Genomic DNA, 15,445 nt, shown 5'->3' with positions numbered 1-15,445 from the left:
ACCTGTCAGAGATGAAGACCACCGGCGAGCACCGCCAGGCTGCGCAGGTCGCGGTACCAGCGCTCGACCGGGTGCTCCTGGGTGAAACCGTGACCGCCGAGCAACTGCACCGCATCGCAACCGATCTTCATCGCCTTCTCGGTACAGAGCAGGTGAGCCAGATAGGCTTCGCGGTGAAACGGCCTGCCGCTCTCGGCCAGCGCACAGGCGCGCCACAGCATCAGGCGCATGGATTCGAGTTCGATGGCCATCTCGGCGATCATGAAGGCCACGCCCTGGCGATGACTGATCGGTTCACCGAAGGCCTGCCGCTCGTTGCAGTAAGGCACCACGTAGTCCAGCGCGGCCTGCGCGGTGCCCACCGCCAGGGCACAGAAGGCCAGCGCCGAGTAATCGAGAAAGGCGCGAAAATCGAAATCGTCCGCCGCCAGGCGCTGCCCGGCGGGCACCTTGACCGACTTGAACTGGATACGCGCCAGTTCGCAGGCCTTGAGCCCCATGGCCGGATCGGCCTGCCGCGTGATGCCCTTGCTGGCCGCGTCGACGAGGAACAACGCCGCTCCGTCGCTGGCCTGTGCCGTCACCAGCAGGCGACTGGCGGACATGCCGCCAAGCACCAGCACCTTCTCGCCATCGAGCAGGTAATGCTTGCCACGTCGCCGGGCGCGGGTCGCAGGCGCTTGCGGGTCCGCCAGGACGGCCGCTTCGCTCACCGCCAGGGCATGCAGCGGAGCCCCTTCGTCGCTGACGAAGGCGGGCAACCACTCGGCCTGCTGCTCTGGGGAGCCCCAACGGCGAATGCAGTTGGCCGCTGACAACGGCCCCAGCAGCGTGGCCGCCAGCGAGAAGTCGCCCTGGGCCAGGCTCTCGGCGATCAGCGCGTTGCTCAGCACGGTGCGCTCGCCGGCCAGGCCGCCCTGCGCTTCACTGACCCCGTAGTGCACCAGCCCCAGCTCGCGGGCCTGGTTCAGCAGCGCCGCCGGCACGCGCCCTGCGCCATCGGCCTCGTGCGCCGCCGGGCGCAACACGTCCAGCGCGAAGCCCTGGAGCATGTCCACCAGCATCTGCTGATCATCGGAGAGTGTCAGGTCGAACAGGTCGTCGCCCTGCGGGCGTTCGATACGCGGCTTGCCGGACGCACGCTGGGCGACCAGGCGAAAGCTGGCGCGACTGCCGCTGTAGATGAACTTCTCGAAGGGTTTGCGCAAGTTCAGGCGGTCCGGCCAGTCGGCCTGCGCCACCTTGCTCAGCACGCTCAGGGCCTGGCCCTGTACATCGACTTTCATGGCATCTCGCTCCACGCGGGTGATGCCACCGATGATGCGCCGGCCGCTGGCGAGCGACTATGACCCTCAAGCCGCGAGCATACGGCAGTCGGGTCAAGCCCGCAGCAGCGTGGGCATGGCTGGCGCCAGGCCCACTGCCCGCATCACTTGTTGCGGATCTTCTCGACGATGGCCGTGGTGGAGCTGTTCTCCACCAGGCCGAGGACACGGACCTCGCCGCCATAGGCCTGGACGATGTCGGCGCCCACCACCTGGTCGACGCCATAGTCGCCGCCCTTGACCAGCACGTCCGGCTGCACCTGCTTGAGCAGGCGCTCCGGGGTGTCCTCGCTGAAGCTCACCACCCAGTCCACCGCACCGAGGCCGGCGAGCACCGCCATGCGACGGTCGACGGCGTTGATCGGCCGGCCCGGGCCTTTCAGGCGACTGACCGAGGCGTCGTCATTGATCGCCACGATCAGCCGGTCGCCCTGCGCGCGCGCCTGCTCCAGGTAGGTCACGTGGCCGGCATGGAGGATGTCGAAGCAGCCGTTGGTGAAGACGATCCTCTCGCCATGGGCACGCGCGTCCTCGATGGCGATGAGCAGCTGGTCCAGGCTCAGCACGCCGCGCTCGGAACCTTCCTCGCGCTGGACCGCGCGGCGCAATTCCGGAGCGCTGATCGCCGCCGTACCCAGCTTGCCGACGACGATGCCCGCTGCGAGATTGGCCAGGGCCACGGCATTCGGCAGCTCCTCGCCGGCGGCGATGGACGCCGCCAGGGTGGAGATCACGGTGTCACCCGCGCCGGTCACGTCGAACACTTCGCGGGCACGCGCCGGCAGGTGCAGCGGCGCATGCTCCGGGCGCAGCAGGGTCATGCCATGCTCGCCACGGGTCACCAGCAGGGCGCCCAGTTCCAGCTCGCGCATCAGCCTGGCGCCCTTGCTGACCAGCTCGGCCTCGTCGACGCAGCCGCCGACGATGGTCTCGAACTCGTGCAGGTTGGGGGTGATCAGGCTGGCGCCGCGGTAGATGGAGAAATCCTTGCCCTTGGGGTCGGCCAGCACCGCGATGCCGCGGGCACGCGCCAGCTGGATCAGCGCCTGATGATTCTGCAGCGCGCCCTTGCCGTAATCGGAAAGCACCAGCACCTTGACCCCGGCGAGCAACTGCTCGACCTCACGGGCCAGTGCCGCGCTGTCGGTATCGAAAGGCTCCTCGAAATCCATGCGCAGCAGTTGCTGGTGGCGGCTCATCACCCGCAACTTGACGATGGTCGGCTGCTTGTCGAGACGCTGGAAGTGGGTTTCCACGCCCACCCCACGCAGGCTGTCGCTGAGGCTGTCGGCGGCTTCGTCCACGCCGGTCACGCCGACCAGCAGGGCACGCGAACCGAGCGCCGCGATATTCAGGGCGACGTTGGCAGCGCCACCGGGACGATCCTCGATCTGGTCGACCCGCACCACCGGCACCGGCGCCTCCGGAGAGATCCGTGAGGTACCGCCATGCCAGTAGCGATCGAGCATCACGTCGCCCACCACCAGAACGGCGGCTTGGTCATAGCGGGGCATGGTCAGTTTCATTGCGGCTCCAGAAGGGGAGAAAAACGGGAAAAATCATAGCATGACCAACTCGGGGTACGACTCAGCGCTGGCGTACCCAGAACAGCTCGTGCCGGCGCACCGCCTTGCGGAAGAACTCGTCCTCGCCCGTGGCGGGCCAGCGACGCCCAGCCAGCAGCCGCTGGATCAGGCGGCGCAGGCGTTTCTTCAGTGGCAGCGCGCCCTGCAGGTCATGCTGCAGGGCCAGCGCCATGGCCTTGTCCAGCTGCCGCTCGGCATCGAGCGACGGGCTCCACAGGCGATCGGCCGGCAGCGCACTGATCGCCGGCGGCAGGGGAACGCCCATGCCCGCCGGGCCCATCGGCCAGCGGTCGTTGTCATGCAGGTGGTTGGCGTACAGCAGCAGGGTCTGCGGCTGCCAGCGAGTCTGCGCGCAGGCCTCGAGCACGGCGCGCGTGCTGGCGACGTGATCGTGATGCGGGTCCAGCTCCGGGTGCGGGGTCAGCAGCACCTCGGGGCGGTAATGCTCGATCACGGCGGCCAGATCGGCGATCAGGTTGTCCCAGGTCGGCTGGCCGTCGGCATCGGCGGGCAGAGACAACGGATTGTGCCGGCGCACGCTGCGCACGTCGCATTCGCCGGACTCGCGCGAGGCGAACGGCGTCTGCGGCTGCTCGGCCATGGCGGGCAGTTGCAGGCAGTAGTAGCCAAGCTGGACGCAGCGCGCCTGCGCCACGCCGCCCCAGAGTGGCGCGGCCAGGCTGTCCCAGGCACGCAGGCGGCCCTTCAGGCGGGCCGCAGCGGCCTGGTCCAGACCCAGGCGCTGATAGCCCTGCGCCTCGATCTCGCCCTGAGTCAGGGTGACGATGGCCGTCTCGGACGAGCGGCTGTACTGACCGAAGGCCGCCAGTTCAGCGTCGTCGGCATGCGGCGCGATGATCAGCATGCGCTGCGCGGCGAAGTCGGGATTGCGCATGGCATGCAGGCGCAGCCCGCCGTCGATGCGACAGAAGCGCGGGACGATGCTCAGCCCATGCGCCTGTTGCCCGGACAGGTTGAGGTAGCGCCGCCCCGCCACGCCGCGCTCGAAGTCCTGGCGGTCATCGCCGATCCGCACGTGGGGATCGAGCCAGCGCCCGAGCCAGGTCGCCTGCAGGCGCAGTTCGAGCAGCAGGGTGTCGTAACCCGCGAGATCGGCCTCGACCTGCAACGCACCCTGCTCGATACGCACCGGCACACTGACGCAATCGGCCGGGAAGTCATACTGGTAGTCATCGCGCGGCGAATAGAACAGATGATCGGCGAACCAGGCCTCATGCGCGATCCAGCCCAGCACCATGAGCAGTGGCGGCAGCCACCAGGCGACGAAGACGCCCAGCAGCGCCAGCGCCAGCAGGGCCAGCAGCAGGGCCAAGCGCTTGTTGCGTCGGTGGCGTTTGAGCAGTTGTTGCTTGCGTCCGTTCATCGCCTCACACCTGATAGACCGGCACCCGGTTGCACCAGCGGTCCTTGTACTCGCGATCGGCGCGGCCGAAGGAGTAGCGCAGCGGCTTACCCAGCGCCCGCGCCTGTTCCCACTCGCGCTGCGTGTTGACGAAGCTGAGCACGCTACCGGGGCTGAACTCGCGCTGCTGCGGATCGACCCCGCCGTTGATGTACTCGAGGCTGACCCACTGCGGCGCCTCCACGCGATAGAGCACCTGGATCGCCACCGGCTCGTCATTCAGGTAGATCAGCGAACCGGTCATGAACTCGCGCAACAGGCCGAACACCTCGGCCAGGTGATCCTTGCCCGTGGCTTCGAAGCCCCAGCGGCGCTGGAACAGGTCGGCGTAGATGCGCGCCTGCTCCTGCGGGGTCAGTTCCAGCATCGGCCGGATCACGCCGCCCGCCTCTTCCAGCAGGCGCTGTTCGCGACGCTGGTTGTAGCGGAATTTCTTGCTGTACTGCTCCGGCTCACGCGCCAGCGCCAGGCCCTCGGGCTGCTCGCTGACACCGAGAAGCCCGGCGGCGTTCAGTTCGGACAGGTAGCGCGCACGGTGGCGCAGCGCGACCTGTGCGCCAGCCGCCAGCGGCAGGATGATTTCGGCATTGCCCAGATCGAACAGGCCGCGCTTGCCGCGTTGCTTCAGCACATCCTTGGACAGGGCCAGGTGCCGCCCCCAGGTGGCGATGGCCGCATGCAGCTGGCCATCGACCTGCCAGCCCAGGTAGCGCACGGCGATACCGGCCAGTCCGGCCAGCCGTGCCACCACCTCGGGATGCGTCGCCACGCTGCCGCCGAAACGCGCCCACGCGTCGGCATAATCGGCTGCCGAAATCGGCGCCCAGCCCCGTTCACGCCAGAATTGCAGATGACTCAACATCAGGCGTCGTGCTCGTCAGTGGCGACCGCATCGCCCTCTTCGAACTGCTTGGCGTGCAGACGCGCGTAATAGCCGTTCTGCGCCAGCAGTTCGGCGTGACTGCCTCGCTCGACGATCTGCCCCTGATCCATCACCAGGATCAGGTCGGCCTTCTCGATGGTGGTCAGACGGTGCGCGATGACCAGCGTGGTACGACCCTGCATCACCTGATCCAGCGCGGCCTGGATATGCCGCTCGGATTCGGTATCGAGCGCCGACGTGGCCTCGTCGAGGATCAGCAGTGGCGCATCCTTGAGCAGCGCGCGGGCAATGGCCAGGCGCTGACGCTGGCCACCGGAGAGCAGCACGCCGTTCTCGCCGACCAGGGTGTCGTAACCCTGGGGCATCTTCTCGATGAACTCGGCGGCATAGGCATCGCCTGCAGCCTGACGCACGGACTCCAGCGGCGCACCGGCCAGGTCGCCATAGGCGATATTGTTGCGCACGGTGTCGTTGAACAGGGTGACGTGCTGGGTCACCAGCGCGATGTGCCGACGCAGGTTGCGCAGGGTGTAGTCCTCGACGTCCAGGCCGTCGAGCAGGATCTGCCCCTGCTCGTGGTGGTAGAAGCGCGGAATCAGGTTGGCCAGGGTCGACTTGCCGCTGCCGGAGCGGCCGACCAGCGCCACCATCTGCCCGGGCTCGGCGACGAAGGAGATGTTTTCCAGCACCGGTTTCTCGGTGCCCGGATAACTGAAGCTGAGGTCACGCACCTCGAGCCGGCCGCTGACACGCTCACGCGCCTGCGTGCCATGATCGACCTCGGGCTCCTCGTCGAGCTGCTCGAAGATGCTCTCGGCGCCAGCCACACCACGCTGGATGGTCGAGCTGACCTCGGAGAGCTGGCGTATGGGCTTGGGCAGCAGGCCGGCCAGGGTAATGTATGCGACCAGATCGCCAGCCGATGCATCACCGCGCAGCAACAGCACCAGGAACATCAGCACGGCCATGGCACTGTAGATGACCAACTGCAGCGACGGGGTGTAGACCGCATTGGTCTTGACCATCTTCAGTTGCTTGAGTTTGTTCTCTTCACTGGCATCGAGAAAGCGCGTTCTCTCGTAGTCCTCGCCACCGAAGCTGCGCACCACGCGATAACCCTGGATGCTTTCGGACGTCACATGCGTGACGTCGCCCATGCTGGTCTGGATCTTCTTGCTCTGCTTGCGAAACTTCTTGCTGGTGCTGGTCACCATCACACCGATCACGGGCAGGATCGCCACCATGACCAGGGTCAGCTTCCAGTTCATCCACAGCAGTGTGGCGAACAGGAAAATCACCGTCATCCCCTCGCGCACCACGACCTTGATCGCATCGGTGGCCGCACCGGTGACCATGGTGACGTTATAGGTGATCCGCGAGATCAGGTGTCCCGAATTGTGGCTATCGAAGTAGCGATTGGGGAGCGTCAACAGATTGTTGAACAGGGCTACCCGCAGGTCCTGCACCAGTCCCATCGAGACCTTGGCCAGATAGTAGTTGCCAAGAAAGGACCCGACGCCCTGCCACAGCGCGATGAACACGATAAGCAGCGGTACGGCCTGCAGCAGTTTGAGATGGGCCAGCCAGGGCGCATGTTCGAGCAGCCAGGGGGCTTTCGCGAACAGACTCGCCTCCGGATTGGACAGACCGTCGACGAAGTACTTGAGAATGTAGCCCAGCATCGGCTGAGTCGAGGCGAAGATCAGAAAGCCGACGATACTGAGCAGAAACAAACCAATATAGGGCCTGACATAGCTCAGTAGGCGGAAATAGATCTTCAGGCTCGAGCTGGATGGCGAGTCGCCAGAAGTGTCGGTCATGGTTAGCTGCCGTGGCCAGAACGGGGGCCGCATGTTATCACAGCGCCTGATCTACACAGGATGCGCGAAATATATGAGCGTATCCCGTAGAATCCCGCCCTCGATTCGCAATCCTGGAATATGCACTGCATGTCATCTGCCATTCGCACTTGGCCGCGTAGCACGTCAGATTTCATCAGTACCTGGCTGCTACCTCTGGGGTATTTCTGCCTGTTGACCAGCCTCGCCTGGCTGGAGGATCGAAGCCTTTATCACAAGCTGTTCTATGCCTTGATGGCAGCCCCGGCGTTGCTGGTGCTGATACTGCAACCCAGACGTTGCGCGCCCCTTTTCCGCGATCCCACGCTACTGGCGTACCTGGTCTTCGCAGCATGGGCGCTGCTCAGCATTACCTGGTCCAGCAGCGAGGACGCTGCCGGCTCCCTGGCCAAGCGCCCACTCTATGTCGCGATGCTCTTCACCGCCTGCACGCTGATGGTGGAACAGAACTATTCGCGCTTCATTCAAGTCATCCGTGCGGCGTCACTGCTGATCATTGCGTTCGCCGCCTACGGCCTGGTGGACTTCGTGCTGGGCTACTCCAGTGGCGCACGCTTGACCGGGACCGACGCACTGCAGAACCCGCTGCTCAGCTCGCACCTGTTCGGTTTCTTCTGCATCATCTGGCTCGGCTGGGTCATGACCGCCCCCGCGAAACAGAGCCTGCTGGCCCTGTCCCCCCTGGCCCTGTTGCTGGCGACATTGCTCGCCACCGGGTCACGCACCCCCATCCTGGCCACGGCGCTCGCGGCCATCTGGCTGATCCTCTGCTGCTGGAACGCTCGCTCGGCGCTACTCGCCGGCATCGTGCCCGCCTGCCTTGCAGCACTGCTATTGCTCTTTCCAGAAAGCCTGCTCAATCGCGGCACATCGTATCGCCCGGAAATCTGGCAGCTCGCCCTGGACAAGATCGTCCTCCAGCCGTGGCTGGGCTACGGATTCGACGCACCGCTGAGCATATCCGTACCCGGCCTCGGCTACTCATTCAGTGAGCCGCACAACCTCTTTCTCGGCGTGCTCTACTACACCGGAGTCATAGGCGCAGCACTCTGGCTATTGATGCACGCGCTTGCGCTCTGGACCTGCTGGAGACATCGCCAGGATACCGACTTCATCATCGTCGGCGCGCTGGTCGTATACGGAATCGGCGCGGGACTCGCCGAGGGTGGGGGCATCCTGGCCCGGCCCAAAGAGCACTGGTTTCTGACCTGGATACCACTCGCCATGGTCACTGCGCTCAATATCGGTAGAAAACTCAGGGAAAAGGCCTGATGCGACAGCTCTCTGCTTCCGACCTCAGCCGCCTGGCCGCTGACGCGACAACTCTGGAACAGGACGGTCTGGGCCCAAAGGTATTGCGACTGCAGGATGGCAGCTTCCTGAAGCTGTTTCGCAAGCGCCGTTACTTCTCCAGCGAAACGCTCAAGCCCTACGCCAGGCGCTTTGCCGACAACGCGGCAACGCTGCAACGACTGGGCTTCACCTGCCCGCAGATCATCGGCGTGTACCGCGTCGATGACCCCGTCAACGGCACGGCAGTTCATTACCTGCCACTACCGGGCGATACGCTGCGCAGCCGGCTGGAGCAGGCAGCACCTGAACTGGCCAAACAGCTGATCGGCAAGTTCGGCCATTTGCTGGCCAGGCTGCACCGCAAGGGCGTGTACTTTCGCTCTATCCATCTGGGCAACGTACTGGTCCTGCCGAACGCCGAGCTGGCACTGATCGACATTGCCGACATGCATATCGGTCGTTTCCCGTTATCGCTGCACAAGCGCCTGCGCAACCTGAAGCATATGCGCCGCTATCCGCAGGACAGCAACTGGCTATTCGAGCAATACCAGGAGGAGCTACTGAAGGCCTACCAGGCAGAGGAGCCTCGCCATGCCGAAGCCCTGCTCGCAAGAGCACAGCAGCCTTAACAGCCCACGCTGGACGTGACCATGTCCACCTAGGCCGCCCCCCGGTCGCGTGCATATGCCAGGAATGCTTCGAGTCGCTCGCTACACAGCAGGCGACTGACCTGACGTACCTCGTCTTCCGGCCACTCCCACCAGCGAGCCGCCAACAATGCCTGTCGCTCGTCTTCGGAGAAGCGCCAGCGGACATGACGGGCGGGATTCCCCGCGACGATGGAATAGGGCTCCACATCGCGACTGACCACGGCCCCGGCAGCGACCACTGCGCCGTCTCCAATCGATACACCAGACAGAATCATTGCGCCGGTGCACAACCATACATCGCTGCCAATCACGACATCACCGCGACTGAAGGCATAAGCGGAAACATCCGCCGCCTCATCAATCATTGCCGGGAACGGGTAGGTCGTGACCCAGTCGCTGCGGTGGTGCCCGCCGAGAAAGATCTCCACCTGTTCGGCAATGGAGGTATAGGCGCCGATCCGCAGCGTCGCTCCCTCCTGCCAGTCATGAACGATCGGCAGGCCATAGCTGCCGACACCAATGGAGTAATCGGGATAGCGATGCAGAAAGCGAGCTTGCCCTCTGTAGAGCTTCGGTAGCTTGCGAATCGCTCGCTTGACCCTGCGCTCGCGGAATCTCTCCCAGATGCCCATGGTTCTCAGCGCTTCTCCAGCGGCGAAAAGAACAGCCTTCCCAGGCCACGCCAGGTTTTCTTGTTCCAGCGTCGGAATGGAATCTGCTTCAACAACTGCCTGGCGTATGTCCGATCACGGTTGGAGCACTTGAGAAACATCGAACTCAGAAAGCGTGTCCTGACATATTCATACTGCGGATGATCGGCAAACAGCGCATAGGTGCGAAGAATACTGTCGATCATGAACGGCGTGTTCTTCGACGAGTTGCTGGCATGCTTGCGGTACTGCGCGAGTACTTCCCCCAGGCAGTCGATGTAATAGCCTGCATGGGTAATCTTCAGCTCGATCAGCAGGTCCTCCAGGCGAATCTGCGGATCGAAGCCACCGACCTTCTCCAGTGCCTCCTTGCGAAACAGCAAGGTAGGTGCCGGCGGGTAAGGCTTGCGCTCCATGAACACATCATCGAAGTCCAGGCGCCTGAACGGAGTATCCCGGCGCTGACGCGCCTCGGGGAAAAGCTCGCCGCCGGAATCGATCAGCTCGATATTGCCCGCACAGATGCCAACTTCTGGCTTGTCCTGCATGTAGGCAACCTGCTTGGCGATGCGCTCGGGACACATGATGTCGTCCGAGCCAAACGGTGCGATCAGACTTCCTTTGGCCCGCGCAATCGCCTCATTCAGCGTGCACGTCAGTCCTTTGTTCTTCTGCGTACGAAAATCGAAACCATATTGCTCCTGCAAACGCTCGATACGCTGAACACTGTCATCCGTCGAACCATCGTCCACGACCAGCAGCTCGATGTGCGGATAGGTCTGCTGCAACACACTGAGAATGCACTGTTCGATATAGGACGCATGGTTGTAGGAGGCGACGATAACGGTCACCACGGGTTCTTTCATGCCAACACCTCAGGCAACGACGACTCAATCAGATCCAGGTACTGCTGACGGAAGACATCGATATCGTGATGCACCGACAGGTAGCGGTACGACTGCTCGCCCCTGTCGCGCAATTGCGCCGCACTCAAGGCCAGGTAGGTATCCAGGCCGGAGGCCAGAGAGTCCACGTCACCTGGCATGACGGCGATCCCCCCCGCCCCTTCGATCAACGGTTTCATCGCTGGAACATCACTGGCAATCACCGGCAGGTGCCCGCTCATCCCTTCCAGCAGCGCCAACCCCAGCCCCTCGGCCAGCGACGGCATCGCCCAGATGTCGAATGCACGGACAAAACGCAATGCGTTCTCCCGGAAACCCAGCAGATGCACCCGACCTTGCAGCCCAAGTCGCTCGATCTCCTGCTGAAGGCGCTTTTCCTCACGCCCGGCACCGATGATCGCGAGCTGCGCAGACGGATGCTTCGTCGCCAGGCGGGCAAATGCCTGAACCAGGTAGACATGCCCCTTGACCGGCACAAGCCGCCCTAATGCACCGATCAACCGTGCATCGCTCGACAACCCCAGTTCGGCACGGGCCTGCTCGCGCGACAGCTGCAACGCTTCAGCCTGAACAAGGTCGATTGCGTTGGTGATCGCGACCGTATTCTGCTCGGTGAACCCGCAGCGACAATCCAGCAGGTACTGCTTGACGGCCGGAGATACGCCAACGAAGCGCCAGGCAGCGCTGACCAGCCCGGCAGTCTGTCTACGCCGATAGGCTCGATCGTACTCGCCAAAACCATGGGCGATGCCGATACACAGTGGAATCTTCAGCCAGCGATTGAGCATCAACATCATGTTGACCGGCTTGAAGCGGTTACAGATCACCACGTCGAAACGCTCGCGACGGCAGTAGCGATACAGATGCCACATGGCGCGAACGCGCATGCCCTTGAGCTGCGCATCAGTGAAACCGAAATAGACCGAACGCTCCGCACGGCTCACTGGCTGTCCAGCAGAAGGCCGTCCACGGAGGAATGCGTTGACGGTCTCGAACCTTTCGCTGGGTAGTGCGTGAAAGATCTGCTCTCCCAGATCGGCAAAATCCTGCGACTTGATGTTGTAGTCCGGATGGAGCTGCAGAACCTTGATCCGGCGCTTCATGTTCATGTCCATTGAGAAAAGCCATCTTCGCTCACGACCCAGGCTGGGCATCGAGCAAGCTCGTCGATTGCAGAGGGAGCAGGCAGCGGGCGGCCCGACCATGTACCTCGCTTCCAGATCGCGAAGTGGAAATACGGAAACTCGCGCGCGGCGTCACGGTCATTGCTCAGCTGCCCCTCCTTCCAGAACCATCGGCGTGGAAAGTCGAAGCTGCCATCCAGCCACGGAATACAGCCGTCAGGCGTGCTGAAGGCTTCAACGAACTCGCTACGCCTGCGCAATGGATTGAATAACCCAACGAGCTTGAACAGCGGGTCCGGGAAGTTCTTGCGCCACAGGAACAGACGGCTGAACGCCCCCTCGTCCAGCGCGTGATGTGTCTGATCCGTGAGGCGCTCCTGCCAGCGCGGCATGCGCATGAATGCCCGACGCATCGTGTCTGTGTTACGGATCAGGCAAAGATGTCCGGAGACTCTGCGAGCATGGGTGGAATAGAGGTCGTAGCGCGCCAGCCTGGCCGTCGTGAAGTACTCGCGAAGACGTCCATAGATCAGGTCGAGATCACCGAAGGCCCAAAAGTCGTAGCCTTTCAAGTGTTCCTGATGGACATAGCCCAGCGCCGGCTTCAGATCACAAAGCTTGTATGGATTCTCTGGCGCAAAGTTGATCCCCAGGCGCGCCGATACCTGCGCGCAATAGCTCGCATAATCAATCGGTTCGACTCTGACATTTTCAGGCAGACCTTCGGGGAGGCCACAATCGCTGAACAGCAGCCAGTCGATGTCCGGATTGCGCCTGCAACTCTCGAGAAACAGCGGCATCCAGAACGGCCAACGCCCAAAGTAGGGAATCAAGAAACAGATACGCGGGGCTTCAGCCACGGTCCCAGACCTCAATCAAAGTGTCATAGATCATAGGATAGCCAGCCCAAGGCTCTGAAACGTTCACGCGCTGCCTGGTCACTGAAGGTTTCCAGACACTCAGGCACGCGATCCTGGCCTGAGCGTGTCACGGCCAGCTCAACGAAGCAGGCCGCCAAGGCATCTGCCTGGGCGAAGGGGAACAACAGCCCTGAGCCGCTCACCACCTCACGCCCGCCACCACAGTCGCTGCATATCACCGGTACGCCAGCCGCCATCGCCTCCAGCAACACCATGCCGAACGGCTCGTGGTCGGAGGTCAGGGCGAACACGTCGAACGCCTTGAAATAGCGCCGGCCGTTGGCCACCTGGCCAAGAAAGCGCACGGCATCGCTGACACCCAGTTCGGCTGCCAGGGCCTTGAGCTGGGCCTCCAGCCGGCCACTGCCCATGATCGCCAGCAAACTGCCGGCCGGCAGTTGCGGCAGTGCCTGGGCGAAGCCGCGAATCAACGTGGCCTGATCCTTGTCCGGATGCAGACGGCCGACGTTGCCGACCACCCAGGCATCCGCCGGCAGACCCAGATGCTCGCGAGCCTGCTCGCGGGAAACCTGTTCAGCCTGCACGGCCGCGATGTCGATGCGGTTGTACAGGGTCTCGATACGCTCGGCTGGCCAGGAGGGCAGGCAGGCGCGCATGTCGTCGCGTACGGCGTTGGACACGCCGAGCAGGCTCAGGCGCTTGCGCAAGCAGTTGGCGAACAGCTGCCGGGAGCGCCGTTTGTAGTCGCCGAACGCATGGTGCACGCCGATCACCGGCAACGCACTGCCCAGCAGCGCGACGTAGATCGGCTTGAAGCGGTGCGCGATGCACAGGACGAAGTCGCGCGAGGCCGCGATGCGGCGGAAATCACGGATCGCCCCCAACTTGAGACCACGGACCTGCGCGCTGGAATAGTCGAGGAAGATCACCTCGTCGGAGGCCGAGCCGCGCTCGACCTCGGCCGAAGGCGCGCCGGTCAGGTAGACGGTGCAGACCTTGTACGGCGTGCCCTTGAACAGCACCGCGTATTGCCGCGCGCAATCCAGAAACGGGCCGTCATAGCCGTGACAGAACTGCAGGACCCAGCGCTGCGCCGGGCCCGGGGCCTGTTCAGACGCCGTCATACCAGTCCTTGCCGTCCTTGACCACGAGGATGTCTTCCATGATCAGGTACTGCAGGTCCGAGCCGTAGAACATGTTCAGGGCATCGGTCGGCGAGCAGATCATCGGCTCGCCGCGACGGTTGAGCGAGGTGTTCAGCGATACACCGTTGCCGGTGAGCTTCTCCAGCTCCAGCATCAGGTCGTACCAGCGCGGGTTGTACTGGCGCTCCAGCACCTGGGCACGCGAGGTACCGTCCTCGTGCACCACTTCACCCACACGCTCCTTCCACTCGTCGTTGACCTCGAAGGTGAAGGTCATGAACGGGCTCGGGTGATCGACCTTGAGCATCTTCGCCGCCACGCTGTCGAGCATCGACGGGCAGAAGGGTCTCCAGCGCTCGCGGAACTTGATCTGCTCGTTGATGCGGTCAGCCACGCCCGGCACGCTCGGGCAGCCGATGATCGAACGCCCGCCGAGGGCGCGCGGACCGAACTCCATACGGCCCTGGAACCAGGCCACCGGGTTGCCGTCGACCATGATCCGGGCGATGCGCTCCGGGGTGTTGTCGATGCGCTTGAATACCGGCTGGTGCGGGTGCCTGGCGCAGGCGGCGATGACGTCTTCGTTGGAATAGGAGGGGCCGAGGTAGACGTGCTCCATCTTCTCCACCGGCACGCCACGCTGGTTCGACACGTAAGCTGCCGCACCGACGGCGGTCCCCGCGTCGCCGGAAGCCGGCTGCACAAACAGCTCCTTGACGTCGTCGCGGGCGATGATCTTCTGGTTCAGCTTGACGTTCAGCGCGCAGCCACCGGCGAAGGCGATCTTGCCGGTTTCCTTGAGGATGTCGCCGAGGTAGTGCTCCATCATCTGCAGCGCCAGCTTCTCGAACAGCGCCTGCATGCTGGCGGCATAATGGATGTAGGGGTCGTCGGCGATGTCGCCCTCACGCTTCGGCCCGAGCCACTCGATCAGCTTGGGCGAGAAGTAGTAGCCCTTGCCGTTTTCCTTGTAGCGGCGGAAACCGATGACGTTGGCGTACTCGGTGTTGATGATCAGCTCGCCGTTCTCGAACTTGGCCAGGCGCGAGAAATCGTACTTGGCGGCATCGCCGTAGGGCGCCATGCCCATGACCTTGAACTCGCCGTCGAGCATCTCGAAACCGAGGTATTCGGTGATCGCGCCATACAGGCCGCCGAGCGAGTCCGGATCGAAGAACTCCTTGATCTTGTGGATCTTGCCGCTCTCGCCGTAGCCGAAGAAGGTGGTGGCGTACTCGCCCTTGCCATCGATGCCGAGGATCGCGGTCTTTTCCGTGAAACCCGAGCAGTGATAGGCACTGGAGGCGTGCGCCAGGTGGTGCTCGACCGGCTCGATCTTGACCTTCTTCAGGTCGAAGCCGAGCTGCACCAGGCACCACTCGATACGCTTCTTGTAGCGTTTGTAGCGGCGATTGCCGAACAGGATCGCATCGAGGGCGCGATCCGGCGCGTAGGCGTAGCGCTTGGCGTACTGCCAGCGAGCCTTCTCGAAGATGCTGATGGGGGCGAAGGGAATGGCCACCACATCGACGTCAGAGGGCTTGATACCCGCCTGTTCCAGGCAGAACTTGGCCGACTCGTAGGGCATGCGGTTCTTCGCATGCTTGTCGCGCACGAAGCGCTCCTCTTCCACCGCCGCGATCAGTTTGCCGTCGATGTATAGCGCGGCGGAGGGGTCGTGACTGAGGGCGCCGGACAGGCCGAGAATGGTCAATGCCACA

The 15,445-nt window shown here is 63.5% G+C and carries 13 protein-coding genes; 2 read left to right on the top strand and 11 right to left on the bottom strand.

Annotation, left to right across the window (positions count from 1 at the left end; genetic code table 11):
- Window positions 1-5: 5 nt before the first annotated feature.
- The 5 genes from JLK41_RS02885 to msbA all read right to left on the bottom strand — a co-directional run bounded on the left by JLK41_RS02885 (window position 6) and on the right by msbA (window position 7,037).
- On the bottom strand, window positions 6-1,286 hold the full coding sequence (locus JLK41_RS02885; protein WP_037054887.1) for an acyl-CoA dehydrogenase family protein: 1,281 nt from the start codon (window positions 1,284-1,286) through the stop codon (window positions 6-8).
- Window positions 1,287-1,429: 143 nt separating this feature from the next.
- Window positions 1,430-2,851, bottom strand: coding sequence for a bifunctional D-glycero-beta-D-manno-heptose-7-phosphate kinase/D-glycero-beta-D-manno-heptose 1-phosphate adenylyltransferase HldE (gene hldE, locus JLK41_RS02880; RefSeq protein ID WP_037054889.1), 1,422 nt, complete (start codon window positions 2,849-2,851; stop codon window positions 1,430-1,432).
- Window positions 2,852-2,912: 61 nt separating this feature from the next.
- Entirely contained in the window at window positions 2,913-4,295 is a 1,383-nt protein-coding gene (locus JLK41_RS02875) for a PIG-L deacetylase family protein (RefSeq protein ID WP_210390305.1), read from the bottom strand.
- A 4-nt stretch (window positions 4,296-4,299) separates the two neighbouring features.
- Window positions 4,300-5,196, bottom strand: a complete 897-nt coding sequence (locus JLK41_RS02870; protein WP_210390304.1) for a GNAT family N-acetyltransferase — start codon at window positions 5,194-5,196, stop codon at window positions 4,300-4,302.
- Entirely contained in the window at window positions 5,196-7,037 is a 1,842-nt protein-coding gene (msbA, locus tag JLK41_RS02865; RefSeq protein ID WP_210390303.1) for a lipid A export permease/ATP-binding protein MsbA, read from the bottom strand. Before msbA ends, JLK41_RS02870 begins: the two co-directional genes overlap by 1 nt.
- A gap of 129 nt (window positions 7,038-7,166) precedes the next feature.
- On the opposite strand from msbA, the gene JLK41_RS02860 reads away from it, so the two are divergent.
- Together JLK41_RS02860 and JLK41_RS02855 are read left to right on the top strand one after the other, a co-directional pair.
- Window positions 7,167-8,348 (top strand): O-antigen ligase family protein, encoded by a 1,182-nt coding sequence (locus JLK41_RS02860; protein ID WP_052178292.1) that lies wholly within the window; start codon window positions 7,167-7,169, stop codon window positions 8,346-8,348.
- Window positions 8,348-8,998, top strand: coding sequence for a BUD32 family EKC/KEOPS complex subunit (locus JLK41_RS02855; RefSeq protein ID WP_052178294.1), 651 nt, complete (start codon window positions 8,348-8,350; stop codon window positions 8,996-8,998). Before JLK41_RS02860 ends, JLK41_RS02855 begins: the two co-directional genes overlap by 1 nt.
- A 29-nt stretch (window positions 8,999-9,027) precedes the next feature.
- Here JLK41_RS02855 and JLK41_RS02850 read toward each other — a convergent pair whose 3' ends face one another.
- From JLK41_RS02850 to JLK41_RS02825, 6 genes are read right to left on the bottom strand one after another with little or no spacing between them, the layout of a single operon-like run.
- A complete protein-coding gene (locus tag JLK41_RS02850) occupies window positions 9,028-9,651 on the bottom strand; it encodes a CatB-related O-acetyltransferase (protein ID WP_047588243.1) in 624 nt (207 codons plus the stop codon).
- A gap of 5 nt (window positions 9,652-9,656) precedes the next feature.
- On the bottom strand, window positions 9,657-10,535 hold the full coding sequence (locus tag JLK41_RS02845; RefSeq protein ID WP_179553313.1) for a glycosyltransferase: 879 nt from the start codon (window positions 10,533-10,535) through the stop codon (window positions 9,657-9,659).
- Window positions 10,532-11,677, bottom strand: coding sequence for a glycosyltransferase (locus tag JLK41_RS02840; protein WP_047588247.1), 1,146 nt, complete (start codon window positions 11,675-11,677; stop codon window positions 10,532-10,534). Before JLK41_RS02840 ends, JLK41_RS02845 begins: the two co-directional genes overlap by 4 nt.
- Before the next feature lie 2 nt (window positions 11,678-11,679).
- Window positions 11,680-12,558: a DUF6625 family protein gene (locus JLK41_RS02835; RefSeq protein WP_210390302.1), complete on the bottom strand. Its 879-nt coding sequence runs from the start codon at window positions 12,556-12,558 to the stop codon at window positions 11,680-11,682.
- A gap of 23 nt (window positions 12,559-12,581) precedes the next feature.
- Complete coding sequence (locus tag JLK41_RS02830; protein WP_210390301.1) at window positions 12,582-13,703, bottom strand: glycosyltransferase; 1,122 nt, start codon at window positions 13,701-13,703, stop codon at window positions 12,582-12,584.
- Window positions 13,690-15,444 carry a carbamoyltransferase family protein gene (locus tag JLK41_RS02825; protein WP_210390300.1) on the bottom strand — a complete coding sequence of 585 codons (1,755 nt, stop codon included), beginning with the start codon at window positions 15,442-15,444 and terminating at the stop codon, window positions 13,690-13,692. Before JLK41_RS02825 ends, JLK41_RS02830 begins: the two co-directional genes overlap by 14 nt.
- Window position 15,445 lies beyond the last annotated feature (1 nt).

It is taken from the genome of Ectopseudomonas khazarica (assembly GCF_017915135.1).
In the GTDB taxonomy this organism is placed as follows: Bacteria; Pseudomonadota; Gammaproteobacteria; order Pseudomonadales; family Pseudomonadaceae; genus Aquipseudomonas; species Aquipseudomonas khazarica.
Note: the sequence above shows the minus strand (reverse complement) of the source record. Positions and strands in the feature narration are given on the sequence as shown.

Bases quoted from the DNA above. Each gene is read 5' to 3' on its own strand.
- hldE (WP_037054889.1), bottom strand. From the start codon at position 2,851: ATGAAACTGACCATGCCCCGCTATGACCAAGCCGCCGTTCTGGTGGTG.
- JLK41_RS02875 (WP_210390305.1), bottom strand. From the start codon at position 4,295: ATGAACGGACGCAAGCAACAACTGCTCAAACGCCACCGACGCAACAAG.
- JLK41_RS02840 (WP_047588247.1), bottom strand. From the start codon at position 11,677: ATGAAGCGCCGGATCAAGGTTCTGCAGCTCCATCCGGACTACAACATC.
- JLK41_RS02885 (WP_037054887.1), bottom strand. From the start codon at position 1,286: ATGAAAGTCGATGTACAGGGCCAGGCCCTGAGCGTGCTGAGCAAGGTG.
- JLK41_RS02855 (WP_052178294.1), top strand. From the start codon at position 8,348: ATGCGACAGCTCTCTGCTTCCGACCTCAGCCGCCTGGCCGCTGACGCG.
- JLK41_RS02850 (WP_047588243.1), bottom strand. From the start codon at position 9,651: ATGGGCATCTGGGAGAGATTCCGCGAGCGCAGGGTCAAGCGAGCGATT.
- JLK41_RS02860 (WP_052178292.1), top strand. From the start codon at position 7,167: ATGTCATCTGCCATTCGCACTTGGCCGCGTAGCACGTCAGATTTCATC.
- JLK41_RS02870 (WP_210390304.1), bottom strand. From the start codon at position 5,196: ATGTTGAGTCATCTGCAATTCTGGCGTGAACGGGGCTGGGCGCCGATT.
- msbA (WP_210390303.1), bottom strand. From the start codon at position 7,037: ATGACCGACACTTCTGGCGACTCGCCATCCAGCTCGAGCCTGAAGATC.
- JLK41_RS02845 (WP_179553313.1), bottom strand. From the start codon at position 10,535: ATGAAAGAACCCGTGGTGACCGTTATCGTCGCCTCCTACAACCATGCG.
- JLK41_RS02830 (WP_210390301.1), bottom strand. From the start codon at position 13,703: ATGACGGCGTCTGAACAGGCCCCGGGCCCGGCGCAGCGCTGGGTCCTG.